Below are 13132 nucleotides of genomic sequence, written 5' to 3'. Positions count from 1 at the left end.
GCGGCCGCGCACCGCCGGACCGGTCAGGCGACCGGGCTGGCGGTGCGGACCTGGTCGGCGATGCGCTCGGCGACCTCACGGGCGGTGGCCTCGGTGGCCGCCTCCACCATGACCCGCACCAGCGGCTCGGTGCCGGAGGGGCGGAGCAGCACCCGGCCGGTCTCGCCCAGCTCGGACTCGGCCCGCTCGACCTCGGCGCGGACGGCCGGCGCGGCGGCGCCGACGGTACGGTCCCCGACCGGCACGTTGATCAGCACCTGGGGCAGCTTGGTGACCACGGACGCCAGCTCGGCCAGGGACGTGCCGGTGGCGGCCATCCGCGCCATCAGGTGCAGCCCGGTGAGCACGCCGTCGCCGGTGGTGGCGTACGCGGGCAGCACGATGTGCCCGCTCTGCTCGCCGCCCAGCGCCAGGCCGGAGGCGTGCAGCTCCTCCAGCACGTACCGGTCGCCGACCTTGGTCTCGACCAGCCGGATGCCGTGCTCGGACATGGCCAGCCGCAGGCCGAGGTTGCTCATCACGGTGGCGACCAGGGTGTCCTGGGTCAGCTGGCCGGCGTCCCGCATGGCCAGCGCGAGGATCGCCATGACCTGGTCGCCGTCGACCTCCTCGCCGTCGGCGGTGACCGCGACGCAGCGGTCGGCGTCGCCGTCGTGGGCGATGCCCAGGTGCGCGCCGTGCTCGACCACGGCGGCGCGCAGCGCCTCGATGTGGTTGGAGCCGCACTCGTCGTTGATGTTGAGCCCGTCCGGCTCGGCGTGGATGGCGATCACCTCGGCGCCGGCCTCCTGGTAGGCGACCGGGGCGACGTCGGCCGCCGCGCCGTTGGCGCAGTCGACCACGACCTTGATCCCGTCGAGGCGGTGCGGCAGGGTGCCGACCAGGTGCTGGACGTAGTGGTCGGCGCCGTCGAGCAGGTCGTTCACCCGGCCGACGCCGGCACCGGTGGGGCGCTTCCAGGCGGTGGTGGCGTTGGCCTCCACCGCCTCCTCGATCCGCGTCTCGATCTCGTCGGGCAGCTTGTGCCCGCCGGCGGCGAAGATCTTGATCCCGTTGTCCGGCATCGGGTTGTGCGAGGCGGAGAGCATGACACCCAGGTCGGCCTTGATCTCGGCGGTGAGGAACGCCACCGCCGGCGTGGGCAGCACGCCGACCCGGACCACGTTCGCGCCGGCGCTGGTCAGGCCGGCGACGACGGCCGCCTCCAGCATCTCGCCGCTGGCCCGGGTGTCCCGGCCGACCACCGCCAGTGGCGGGTGGCTCCGGTCCGCCTCCGCCAGCGTGTGAGCCGCGGCCACCGCGACCGCGAGCGCCAACTCCGGGGTGAGATCCGCGTTCGCCCGCCCGCGTACGCCGTCCGTGCCGAACAACCGGCCCATACCCGCCAACCTCCGTGCCGTTGAGAGGAGAAACGCGGAACGGCCGGGCCGCCTCCCGGGAGGGGAGGCGGACCCGGCCGTCCGTCAGAAGTACAAGTCGCTGGTGGTGATCAGCGCTTCGAGTACTGGGGAGCCTTACGGGCCTTCTTGAGGCCGTACTTCTTGCTCTCCTTGACCCGGGCGTCACGGGTCAGGAAGCCGGCCTTCTTCAGGGCCGGGCGGTCGTCGGGCTCGTTGACGATCAGCGCCCGGGCGATGGCGAGCCGCAGCGCGCCGGCCTGGCCGGTGGTGCCGCCGCCACGCAGGTTGGCGATCACGTCGAACGCCTCGGGCTTCTCGGCGGTGACCAGCGGGTCCTTGATGAGCTGCTGGTGCACCTTGCTCGGGAAGTAGGCCTCGAGGTCGCGGCCGTTGCAGGTGATCTTGCCGCTGCCCGGGACGATCCGGACCCGGACGATGGCTTCCTTGCGCCGACCCACGGTCTGGATCGGGCGGTCACCGCGGGGCGCGCGCGCGACGGGCGCCGGCGCCTCGGTGGCCTCGGGGGCGACCTCGGTCTCGGTGATGTCGGTCATGCTGCTTCCTTCGCCCGCGCTCACTGCGCGATCTGCTTGATCTCGAACGGCGCCGGCTGCTGCGCGCCGTGCGGGTGCTCGGCACCGGCGTAGACCTTCAGCTTCTTGAGGAGCTGACGGCCCAGCTTGTTGTGCGGGAGCATGCCCTTCACGGCCAGCTCGATGGCCCGCTCGGGCCGCTTGGTGAGCAGCTCGTCGTAGCCGACCCGCTTCAGACCACCCGGGTAACCGGAGTGGCGGTAAGCGACCTTGGTCTGGCGCTTGTTGCCGGTCAGCGCGACCTTGCCCGCGTTCACGATGACGACGAAGTCGCCCGTGTCGACGTGCGGCGCGAAAGTCGGCTTGTGCTTGCCACGCAGCAGCGTGGCGGCGTGGGTCGCCAGGCGGCCCAGCACGACATCAGAGGCGTCGATGACGTGCCACTGACGCTCGATCTCACCCGGCTTCGGGCTGTACGTACGCACAGGTCTACCTTGTCTCGTCGTCGGTCTGGGGTCGCGCGCCGAGGTAACCGGGGCTTCCCAGTCGAACCAGCGCGCACGAACGACCAAGCGTACCTGATGCGGCACGCCTAAGAATGTCGTACAACAGCAGGCAACGATACCCGGCCGCCCGGCGGCAGGTCAAAACGGGGTCGCACCACGCGTGGCCTGCGCGTTTTCCATGGCGCGGGTCACACGCCGGCCAGCGTACGCGGCCCGGGTCGGAGGTAGACCACCCAGGTCACCAGGAAGCAGAGCGCGTACCAGCCGATGAAGGCCAAGTAGGCGGCGTCGGCGGTGCCGGAGGTCAGGAACGACTGTCGGAACGCCACGTTCACCAGCACCCCGCCGGAGGCACCGACCGCGCCGGCGATGCCGATCAGCGCACCGGAGAGCCGGCGGGCCCGCCGCCGCGCCGCCTCCGGGTCGCCGGTCCGCTCCGCCTCGGCCGCCGCCCGGGCCCGGAAGATCGCCGGGATCATCTTGTACGTCGAACCGTTGCCGATCCCGGAGAAGACGAAGAGTGCCAGGAACCCGGCCAGGTAGAGCGGGAAGGACCGGTCCCGGGCCGCGTACAGCACCAGCGCGGCGCCGCCGGCCATCGCCACGAAGTTCCAGAACGTGACCCGGGCCCCGCCGAGCCGGTCGGCGAGCTGGCCGCCGAGCGGCCGGACCAGCGAGCCGACCAGCGGCCCGAGGAAGGTCAGCCAGGCGGCGTCGACCGGGGTGGGGAACCGGTCGTGGAACTGGAGCTGGAGCACCTGGCCGAAGGCGAAGCCGAAGCCGATGAACGAGCCGAACGTGCCGACGTAGAGCAGCGACATCACCCAGGTGTGCGGGTCCCGGGCCGCCGCCCGCAGCGCGCCCGGCTCGTTGCGCGCCCCGGGCACGTTGTCCAGCCAGCGGGCCGCGGCCAGCGCGGCGAGCACGATCAGCGGCAGGTAGACCGCCGGCACCAGCCGGGGGTACGCGGCGCCCGCGACGCCCAGCACCGCCAGCCCGACGAGTTGCACGGCCGGCACGCCGAGGTTGCCGCCACCGGCGTTGAGCCCCAGCGCCCGGCCCTTGAGCCGGTCCGGGAAGAACAGGTTGATGTTGGCCATGGAGGAGGCGAAGTTGCCGCCGCCGACCCCGGACAGGCACGCCAGCACCATCAGCGTGGCGTACGACACGCCGGGCTCGATCAGCACCGCCATCGGCACCGCCGGCACGAGCAGCAGCAGGGCGCTCACGATGGTCCAGTTCCGGCCGCCGAACCGGGCCACGGCGAGCGTGTACGGCAGCCGCAGCACCGCCCCCAGCGCGGCCGGCACGGCGGTGAGCAGGAACTTCCCGGCCGGGTCGATGCCGTACTCCGGGCCGAGGAAGAGCACCACCACCGACCAGAGGCTCCACACGGAGAAGCCGACGTGTTCGGCGAAGATCGAGACGTACAGGTTGCGCCGGGCGACCCGGGCGCCGCCGGCGGCCCAGAACGCCGGGTCCTCGGGACGCCATTCGGTGATCCGCCCGGGCCGGCCGGTGGCGACCGGCGCCGGGGTCGTGGTGGTGCTGGTGGCGAGCGTGCTCACGGCGGCTCCTCCTCGTCGGTGACGAGGGGGACGCTAGGAACGGCCGGTTTCCCCGGGGTGCCCCGCGCGCGTCGGTCCGGAAACGGAGATCGCACGTCCGCCGGGCGGCGGCGGTGAGGCGGTCACAGCTCCTGGAGGATGCGCAGCGCCCGGCCGACCCGCTGCATGGTCTCGGTGTCGGCCACGTCCACGCACTCGCTGAACCACTTCTTCATCGGTGAGGAGAGCCGGTCGGGCATCACCACGAAGCCGCCCATCCGGACGGCCAGCGGCGAGTCGCGCAGCAGCGACTCCTCGACCACCTCGGCCACGATCACGATCGGCACGTCGGTGGAGTTGTAGACGTCGGAGCTGATCACCAGGCCGAACCGTTCCCGGGCGCCGGAGATGCGCCAGACCTCTCCCCTACGCAGCACGCGGGCGCCCACCGCCGAACAGGGCGTCGTCGACCAGCGCGGCCTCCTGGGCGTCGGCCAGGGCGGCGGCTTCCAGGTCCAGGCCGGCACGGCCGACGGCGGCGGCGTGCGCGGTGAAGACCTCGCGCAGCGCCTTCTCCCGGGCTGCCTGGTCCATCCAGGCGGAGAGGGACAGGCCCTCCCGCTTGGCGAACCGGCGCGCCTCCTCGATCGTCTCGTCGGAGAACGACAGCGTCACCTTGGCGGTCATGCCGGAGAGATTACCCGTTGGTATGACCACCAGTCATCCCCGCGCGCACCGGTCGGCGAACCGGACAGCCGACCTCATCCCGGACGGTGCCCGCCGAAGACGGCGAACCGCCACTCCTTGAAGAAGCAGTCCACGTCGACCAGGCCCGCCTCGGCGAGCCAGCGACACTGCTCGGCCACGGTCGCCGGGCGGTCGTGCCGCATCCGCTGCCGCGCGGCGGCGATCTCGGCGGCGTCGGAGCCCCGCTCGGTGATCCGCGCCGTCCACACCTCGTCGTAGCGCCGGTCGAGCGCCGGGGTCGGGCCGGCCACCTGCTCGGCGTTGACGAACACCCCGCCCGGCGCGAGGGCGTCCGCCGCCCGGCGGTAGAGCGCCCGCTTGCCGTCGTCGTCGAGGTGGTGGACGGCCAGCGCGGAGACCACCGCGTCGTACCGGCCCGCGGGCAGGGGGTCGCCCAGGTCGGCGTGGACCGTGCGGTGCGGCACGCCGCGGGCGGCCAGATGGCCGGTGGCCACCGCCAGCATCGCGGGTGCGCCGTCGACCAGCGTCAGCCGGACGCCGGGGACCGCGGCGGCCAGCAGCAGGGAGAGCAAACCGGTGCCCGCGCCGAGGTCCAGCACCTCGGGGGTACGCCCGGCGACGAGCGCCGCCCGCAACGGTGGCGCGGCCACCTCGACGGCGGTGCCGTAGAAGGCGTCGAAGCACGGCACCAGCCGTCGTCGGGCCTGGTCGTAGGTGCCCGCCACCGCGTCGAACGCGTCCGTCACGCTCACGATCGCCTCCCAGGATATGGAACAGTGTTCCCATATTCTAAACCCGACGATCCGACCCGTCAGCCCCGTGCGGTGTGAGGCGCTCTTGACAGGACCGAAACAGAAGGGACCCGGCCCGGAAACCGCCCGCCGGCACGCTTTCCCGACATGACAGACGGTGCACGCACGGCGACGCGAACGGGGGTACGCCCCCGGGAGGTCGCCACGCACTGCCCGTACTGCGCGCTCCAGTGCGGCATGGTGCTGCGGGCGACCGGCGACCGCGTCGAGGTGGCCCCCCGGGACTTCCCCACCAACCGGGGTGGGCTGTGCCAGAAGGGCTGGACCGCCGCCGAGCTGCTCGACCACCCGGATCGACTGACCACCCCGCTGCTGCGGGACCGGCCCGGGGGCGCGCTGCGCCCGGCCGGGTGGGACGAGGCGCTGGACCGGATCGTCGCCGGGCTGGGCGCGGTCCGGGACCGGCACGGGCCGGACGCGGTCGCGGTCTTCGGCGGCGGCGGGCTGACCAACGAGAAGGCGTACGCGCTGGGCCGCTTCGCCCGGGTCACGCTGCGCACCCGGCACATCGACTACAACGGACGCTGGTGCATGTCGTCGGCCGCCGCCGCCGGCAACCGCGCCTTCGGCGTCGACCGGGGGCTGCCGTTCCCGCTCGCCGACCTCGGCCGGGCGGACACGCTGCTGCTGGTCGGCGCGAACCCGGCCGAGACCATGCCGCCGCTCATGCGGCACGTCACCGAGCTGCGGGAGCGCGGCGGGCGGCTGATCGTGGTCGACCCCCGGGCCACCGCCACCGCCCGCCAGGCCGACCTGCACCTGCAACCGCTGCCCGGAACGGACCTGGCGGTGGCGAACGCGCTGCTGCACGTCGCGCTCACCGAGGGCCTCGTCGACCGGGCGTACGTGGCGGCCCGGACCACCGGTTTCGACGAGGTCCGGCGGACCGTGGCCGGTTACTGGCCGGCGGAGGTGGAGCGCCTCAGCGGGGTGCCGGCGGCCGACCTGGAGACGACTGCCCGCGCACTGGCCACGGTGGACCGGGCGATCGTCCTCACCGCCCGGGGCGCCGAGCAGCACGCCAAGGGCGTCGACACGGTCACCGCCTTCGTCAATCTGGCGCTCGCCCTGGGCCTGCCCGGGCGTCCCGGCTCCGGCTACGGCTGCCTGACCGGGCAGGGCAACGGGCAGGGCGGACGGGAACACGGGCAGAAGGCCGACCAGCTCCCCGGCTACCGGCGGATCGACGACCCGGCGGCCCGGGAGCACGTGGCCCGGGTGTGGGGCGTCGACCCGGCCACGCTGCCGGGGCCGGGCGTGCCGGCCTACCAACTGCTCGACTCGCTCGGCACCCCGGCCGGGCCGAGGGCGTTGCTGGTCTTCGGGTCCAACCCGGTCGTCTCCGCCCCGCGCGCGGCCCGGATCGAGGCCCGGCTCCGCGACCTGGACCTGCTCGTGGTCGCCGACCTGCTCCGCTCGGAGACGGCCGAGTTGGCCGACGTGGTGCTGCCGGTGACCCAGTGGGCCGAGGAGGACGGCACGATGACCAACCTGGAGGGTCGGGTGCTGCGCCGCCGCGCGCTGCGGGAACCGCCCGCCGGCGTCCGCAGCGACCTGGAGATCCTCGCCGCGCTCGCCGACCGGCTGCCCGGCCCGACACCGCTGCCGAGCGATCCGCGCGAGGTGTTCGAGGAACTGCGCCGGGCCTCGGCCGGCGGCCCGGCCGACTACGCCGGGATCACCTGGGACCGGATCGACGCCGACACCGGCGTCTTCTGGCCCTGCCCGGACCCCGACGGGCCGGACCACCCCCGGCTCTTCACCGACCGGTTCCCCACCCCGGACGGCCGCGCCCGGTTCCACCCGGTGGCCCACCGCCCGGCCGCCGAGCCGGTCTGCGCCGACTACCCCCTGCACCTGACCACCGGGCGGGTGCTGGCCCAGTACCAGTCCGGCACCCAGACCAGGCGGGTGGCCGCGTTGCGCCGGGCCGCCCCCGGCGGCTTCGTGGAGCTGCACCCCGACCTGGCCGCCCGGCTCGGCGTGGCCGACGGCACGCCGGTCCGCGTGGTCTCCCGCCGGGGCGAGCTGCGCGCGCCGGCCCGGCTCACCCCGACGATCCGGCCGGACACCGTCTTCGCGCCGTTCCACTGGCCCGGCGCGGCCCGGGCCAACTCGGTCACCAACGACGCGCTCGACCCGGTCTCCGGGATGCCCGAGTTCAAGATCTGCGCGGTCCGGGTGGAGCCGGCATGACCGCCCGGATCGTGGTCGTCGGGTACGGCATGGCCGGGGCCCGCCTCGCCGCCGAGCTGCACGCGTGCGACGGCGACCACCGGGTCACCGTGCTCGGGGCGGAGCCGCACCGCGCGTACAACCGGATCATGCTCTCCACCCTGCTCGCCGGCCGGATCGACGAGCCGGACCTGGAACTGGTCGAGGCCGTCGGCCCGGGCGTGGACGTGCGGACCGGCGCGCCGGTCACCGCGATCGACCGGGCCGCCCGGGAGGTGCGCACCGCCGACGGCGCCCGGCACGGCTACGACCACCTGGTGCTCGCCACCGGCAGCCGGTCCGTGGTGCCGCCGCTGCCCGGGCTCGACCCACTGCCGGACCGGGTCGTCCCGTTCCGCACGCTGGCCGACTGCCGGCGGATCCTCGCCGCCGCCCGGGACGCGCGCCACGCCCTGGTGCTCGGCGGCGGGCTGCTCGGGCTGGAGGCGGCCCGCGGGCTCGCCGCCCGGGGCCTCGCCGTGACCGTGGTCCACCCGGTCGGCCACCTGATGGAACGCCAGCTCGACCCCCCGGCCGGGGCGGTCCTCGCGGACACCCTCGCCGCGCTGGGCGTCCGGGTCCGGTTGGGCGTCCCCGCCACCGGGGTGACCGCCGACGCCGACGGCGTCCGCCTGCACCTGGGCGACGCCGGACCGCTCGCCGCCGACCTGCTGGTCCTCTGCTGCGGCGTACGCCCCGACACCGCGCTGGCCGCGGCCGCCGGGCTCACCGTCGAGCGGGGCGTGGTGGTGGACGACCGGATGCGGACGAGCGACCGGCGCATCTCCGCGATCGGCGACTGCGCCCAGCACGACGGCACGCCGACCGGGCTGGTCGCGCCGGCCTGGGCACAGGCGCGGGTGGTCGCCGACGTGCTGGCCGGCGGCGACCCGCTGGTCCGCTACCGGCCCCGGCCGGTGGTGACCCGGCTCAAGGCCGCCGGCATCGACCTGGCCGCGATGGGCGACGTGGCCGGCGACCCGACCGGGGGCGGGCCGGTCGAGGAGCTGACGTTCACCGACCCGGCCCGCGGCACCTACGCCCGGCTGCGGATCCGCGACGAGCGACTGACCGGCGCGATCCTGCTCGGCGACAACCCGGCGGTCGGCACCGTGGTGCAGCTCTTCGACCGGGGCGCGCCGGTGCCGGCGGACCGGCGGTCGCTGCTGCTCGGCCGCGCGTTCGGCGCGGCCCCGGCCGAACCGGCCGCGTCCCCGGCGCTGATGCCGGACGCCGCCGTCGTCTGCCGGTGCAACGACGTGAGCAAGGGCGCGCTGGTCGCCTGCTGGCGCGCGGGCGCGCGCACCGTCGCGGCGCTGTCCGCCGCGACCCGCGCCGCCACCGGCTGCGGCGGCTGCCGGGAGGCGGTCGCCGGCATCGTCGAGTGGCTCGCCGAGGCGGACCCGCCCACAACCGACGAGGTACGCGACCCGGATGCGAACCGCGAGGCGGTGGAGGTGTGATGAGCGAGCGGCTGGTGGTCGTCGGCAACGGCATGGTCGGGCAGCGCTTCGTCGAGGCGCTGCGGGCCCGCGACCGGGACGGGCGGTGGCGGGTCACGGTGCTCGCCGAGGAGCGCCGTCCGGCGTACGACCGGGTGCGGCTCTCCGCCCTCTTCGACGGGGTGGACGCGGACGAGCTGAGCCTGCACACCCCCGACGACGGGGTGGAGCTGCGGCTGGGCGAACCGGTCACCGGCGTCGACCGGGCCCGGCGGGTGGTGACGACGGCGGACGGTGAGCACCCCTACGACGCGCTGGTGCTGGCCACCGGGTCGTACCCCTTCGTCCCGCCGGTCGACGGCACGGACCTGCCGGGGGTCTTCGTCTACCGGACGCTGGACGACCTGACCGCGATCCGGGAGCACGCCCGGGGCCGGCGGACCGGCGCGGTGATCGGTGGCGGCCTGCTCGGCCTGGAGGCGGCCAACGCGCTGCGGCTGCTCGGGCTCGCCACCAGCGTGGTCGAGTTCGCGCCCCGGCTGATGCCGGTGCAGGTGGACGAGGCGGGCGGCGCCATGCTCCGGCGGTACGTCGAGGAGCTGGGCGTCACGTCGTACCTCGGGGTGGCCACCACGGCGCTGCGGCCCGGGCCGGACGGCACGGTGGCCGCGCTGTCGCTCGCGGACGGCCGCACGGTCGACGCGGAGCTGGTGGTGGTGGCCGCCGGGATCCGGCCCCGGGACGAGCTGGTCCGGGCGGCCGGGTTGCCGGTCGGCCCGCGCGGCGGCGTGCTGGTCGACGCGGCCTGCCGGACCGCCGACGAGCGGATCTGGGCGGTCGGCGAGTGCGCGGCGGTGGACGGCGTCTGTCACGGCCTGGTCGCGCCCGGCTACGCGACCGCCGAGGTGGTCGCGGACCGGCTGCTCGGCGGGGCGGCCACGTTCCCCGGCGCGGACACCGCGACCAAGCTCAAGCTGCTCGGCGTGGACGTGGCGTCGTTCGGCGACGCGCACGGGGTCACCCCCGGCTGCCTCGACGTGACGTTCACCGACCCGGCCACCCGCTCGTACGCGAAGCTGGTCCTCTCCGACGACGCGCGGACGCTGCTCGGCGGCGTGCTGGTCGGGGACGCGAGCGCCTACCCGACCTTGCGGGCGAGCGTCGGCGGGCCGCTGCCCGCTCCCCCGTTGGCGCTGCTCGCGCCCGCCGGCGGCGCGGGCGCCGGCGCGCTGCCCGCCGCCGCCCAGGTCTGCTCCTGCAACGCGGTCACCCGGGCCGATTTGGACGCGGCGATCGCCGGTGGGGCCACCGACGTGCCGGCGCTGAAGGCGTGCACCCGGGCGGGCACCAGCTGCGGCTCCTGCGTGCCGATGCTCAAGCAGCTGCTGGACGCCGCCGGGGTACGCCAGTCCCGCGCGCTCTGCGAGCACTTCGACCTCACCCGGCAGGAGCTGTTCGACCTCATCCGGGTGCGCGGCATCCGCACGTTCTCCCGGCTCGTCGCCGAGCACGGGCGCGGGCGCGGCTGCGACATCTGCAAGCCGGTGGTGGCCTCCATCCTGGCCTCCCTCGGCACCGGCCACGTGCTCGACGGCGAGGCGGCGTCGCTCCAGGACACCAACGACCACTTCCTGGCCAACCTGCAACGCGACGGCAGCTACTCGGTGGTGCCCCGGATACCCGGTGGCGAGATCACCCCGGAGAAGCTCATCGCGATCGGCGAGGTGGCCCGGGACTTCCGGCTCTACACCAAGATCACCGGAGGGCAACGGATCGACCTGTTCGGCGCGCGGGTCGACCAGCTGCCGCAGATCTGGCGCCGGCTGGTCGACGCCGGCTTCGAGTCGGGCCACGCGTACGGCAAGGCGCTGCGCACGGTGAAGTCCTGCGTCGGCGATACCTGGTGCCGGTACGGGGTGCAGGACTCGGTCGGGCTGGCCGTCGCGCTGGAGCTGCGCTACCGGGGCCTGCGCGCCCCGCACAAGCTCAAGTCGGCGGTCTCCGGCTGCGCCCGCGAGTGCGCCGAGGCGCGGAGCAAGGACTTCGGCGTGATCGCCACCGAAACCGGCTGGAACCTCTACGTCGGCGGCAACGGCGGCTTCCGACCCCGGCACGCCGACCTGTTCGCCACCGACCTGGGCACCGGGGAGCTGGTCACGCTGATCGACCGGTTCCTCATGTACTACGTCCGCACCGCCGACCGGTTGCAGCGCACCGCCGCCTGGATCGAGGCCATGGACGGCGGCCTCGACCACCTCCGGTCGGTGCTCGTGGACGACTCGCTGGGCCTCTGCGCCGACCTCGACGCGGCCATGGCCCGGCACGTCGCCGGCTACTCCGACGAGTGGCGGGACGTGCTGGAGGACCCGGACCGGCTGCGCCGCTTCACCTCGTTCGTCAACGCGCCGGACGTGCCCGACCCGTCCATCACCTTCGCGGTCGAACGCGGCCAGCCGGTGCCGGCCCGGGGCGCGCCGCCGGGCGGCCACCGGCAACCGGTCGTGCTGGGCCTGCCGGAGGTGCGGCGATGAGCCCGACCGTGACGCTCGGCTGGACGCCGGTCTGCCCGCCGGACCGGCTCGACCTCGACCGGGGCGTCGCCGCGCTCGTCGACGGCGTGCAGGTCGCGCTCTTCCGCACCGCCGCCGGGCTGTTCGCGGTGGACAACCTGGACCCGGTCGGTGGCGCGTACGTGATGTCCCGGGGCCTGGTCGGCAGCCGGGGCGGGGTGCCGACGCTCGCCTCCCCCCTGCACAAGCAGGTGTACGACCTCACCACCGGGCGCTGCCTGGACCTGCCCGGGGTGACGCTGCGGCGGCACCGGGCGCGCTGCCGGGACGGCCTGGTCGAGGTGCGGTTGCGGCAGGAGGAATGATGCGCGACGAGCTGGCCGGCTTCACCATCGGGGTCACCGCGGACCGGCGCCGCGACGAGCTGGCCGCCCTGCTCCAGCGGCGCGGAGCGCGGGTGGTCCTCGCCCCGGCGCTGCGGATCGTGCCGCTCGCCGACGACACCGACCTGCGCGAGGCCACCCGGGCCTGCCTGGCGCACCCGCCGGACGTACTGATGGCCAACACGGGCATCGGGATGCGGGGCTGGTTGGAGGCCGCCGAGGGGTGGGGGCTGGCCGAGCCGCTGCGCGCCGCCCTCGCCCGCGCATACGTGGTGTCCCGCGGACCCAAGGCGACCGGGGCGATCCGTGCCGCCGGGCTGCGCGAGCACTGGTCGCCCGCGTCGGAGAGCTGCGACGAGGTGGTCGAGCACCTGGTCCGGCGTGGCGTCGCCGGCCAGGTGGTGGCGCTGCAACTGCACGGTGACCGGCAGCCGGAGTGCACCGAGGCGCTGGTCACGGCCGGGGCGACGGTGATCGAGGTGCCGGTCTACCGCTGGGCGCCGCCGGCCGACCCGGCGCCGTTGCACCGGCTCATCGACCTGGTCGCGGGACGGCTGGTCGACGCCGTCACGTTCACCTCCGCGCCGGCGGCCGAGGCCCTGCTGCGGGCGGCCGGGGACCGCGCCGAGACGGTGCTGGAGGCGCTGCGCGGCGACGTGCTGGCCGGATGCGTCGGCACGGTCACCGCCGAGCCGCTGGTGCGGCGGGGGGTGCCGGTGAGCGCGCCGAGCCGGGCCCGGCTGGGTGCCCTGGTGCGCACGATCGTCGAGGAGCTGCCCCGGCGTACCGTCTCGGTGAAGGCCGCCGGGCACGTGCTCACGCTGCGCGGACACGCCGCGGTGGTCGACGGGGAGCTGCGCCCGCTGGCGCCGGCTCCGATGGCGGTGCTGCGGGCGCTCGCGGCGTCGCCCGGGAAGGTGCTGTCGCGCACCGCGCTGCTGCGCACGCTGCCGCGCGGCGCCGACGAGCACGCGGTGGAGATGGCGGTCGCCCGCCTGCGGGTCGGCCTGAAGGCCCCCCGCGTGGTGCAGACAGTGGTCAAGCGCGGCTACCGCCTGCGGGTCGACTGACCCGCAG

At 75.1% G+C, this 13132-nt stretch carries 12 protein-coding genes; 5 read left to right on the top strand and 7 right to left on the bottom strand.

Annotation, left to right across the window (positions count from 1 at the left end; translation table 11 throughout):
* Window positions 1–23 precede the first annotated feature (23 nt).
* The 7 genes from glmM to CO540_RS23505 form a co-directional block, all read right to left on the bottom strand.
* On the bottom strand, window positions 24–1379 hold the full coding sequence (gene glmM, locus CO540_RS23535; protein WP_099163658.1) for a phosphoglucosamine mutase: 1356 nt from the start codon (window positions 1377–1379) through the stop codon (window positions 24–26).
* Window positions 1380–1489: 110 nt separating this feature from the next.
* A complete protein-coding gene (gene rpsI / locus CO540_RS23530; protein WP_088998399.1) occupies window positions 1490–1954 on the bottom strand; it encodes a 30S ribosomal protein S9 in 465 nt (154 codons plus the stop codon).
* Window positions 1955–1974: 20 nt separating this feature from the next.
* On the bottom strand, window positions 1975–2418 hold the full coding sequence (gene rplM / locus CO540_RS23525) for a 50S ribosomal protein L13 (RefSeq protein ID WP_091570221.1): 444 nt from the start codon (window positions 2416–2418) through the stop codon (window positions 1975–1977).
* A 209-nt stretch (window positions 2419–2627) separates the two neighbouring features.
* A complete protein-coding gene (locus CO540_RS23520) occupies window positions 2628–4007 on the bottom strand; it encodes an MFS transporter (protein ID WP_099163657.1) in 1380 nt (459 codons plus the stop codon).
* A gap of 122 nt (window positions 4008–4129) precedes the next feature.
* Window positions 4130–4435: a hypothetical protein gene (locus CO540_RS23515; protein WP_172967920.1), complete on the bottom strand. Its 306-nt coding sequence runs from the start codon at window positions 4433–4435 to the stop codon at window positions 4130–4132.
* Window positions 4413–4673, bottom strand: a complete 261-nt coding sequence (locus CO540_RS23510) for a DUF6364 family protein (protein WP_098747860.1) — start codon at window positions 4671–4673, stop codon at window positions 4413–4415. The genes CO540_RS23515 and CO540_RS23510 overlap by 23 nt, the downstream gene beginning before the upstream one ends.
* Window positions 4674–4747: 74 nt before the next feature.
* Complete coding sequence (locus CO540_RS23505) at window positions 4748–5446, bottom strand: class I SAM-dependent methyltransferase (protein ID WP_099163656.1); 699 nt, start codon at window positions 5444–5446, stop codon at window positions 4748–4750.
* Between the two features lie 147 nt (window positions 5447–5593).
* Between CO540_RS23505 and CO540_RS23500 the strand changes: the two genes are divergently transcribed.
* Genes CO540_RS23500 through CO540_RS23480 form a run of 5 tightly spaced genes read left to right on the top strand, consistent with a single transcriptional unit; the run spans window position 5594 to window position 13125 of the window.
* Window positions 5594–7702 carry a molybdopterin oxidoreductase family protein gene (locus tag CO540_RS23500; RefSeq protein WP_099163655.1) on the top strand — a complete coding sequence of 703 codons (2109 nt, stop codon included), beginning with the start codon at window positions 5594–5596 and terminating at the stop codon, window positions 7700–7702.
* Window positions 7699–9183 (top strand): FAD-dependent oxidoreductase, encoded by a 1485-nt coding sequence (locus tag CO540_RS23495; RefSeq protein WP_099163654.1) that lies wholly within the window; start codon window positions 7699–7701, stop codon window positions 9181–9183. Before CO540_RS23500 ends, CO540_RS23495 begins: the two co-directional genes overlap by 4 nt.
* Complete coding sequence (gene nirB / locus CO540_RS23490) at window positions 9180–11693, top strand: nitrite reductase large subunit NirB (protein WP_172967919.1); 2514 nt, start codon at window positions 9180–9182, stop codon at window positions 11691–11693. Before CO540_RS23495 ends, nirB begins: the two co-directional genes overlap by 4 nt.
* A complete protein-coding gene (gene nirD, locus CO540_RS23485) occupies window positions 11690–12037 on the top strand; it encodes a nitrite reductase small subunit NirD (protein WP_091570192.1) in 348 nt (115 codons plus the stop codon). Before nirB ends, nirD begins: the two co-directional genes overlap by 4 nt.
* Window positions 12037–13125 (top strand): uroporphyrinogen-III synthase, encoded by a 1089-nt coding sequence (locus CO540_RS23480; protein ID WP_099163652.1) that lies wholly within the window; start codon window positions 12037–12039, stop codon window positions 13123–13125. The genes nirD and CO540_RS23480 overlap by 1 nt, the downstream gene beginning before the upstream one ends.
* Window positions 13126–13132 lie beyond the last annotated feature (7 nt).

This window comes from Micromonospora sp. WMMA2032, from assembly GCF_002688545.1.
Lineage (GTDB): Bacteria > Actinomycetota > Actinomycetes > Mycobacteriales > Micromonosporaceae > Micromonospora > Micromonospora sediminicola.
This window is presented reverse-complemented; position numbering and strand designations above follow the sequence as displayed.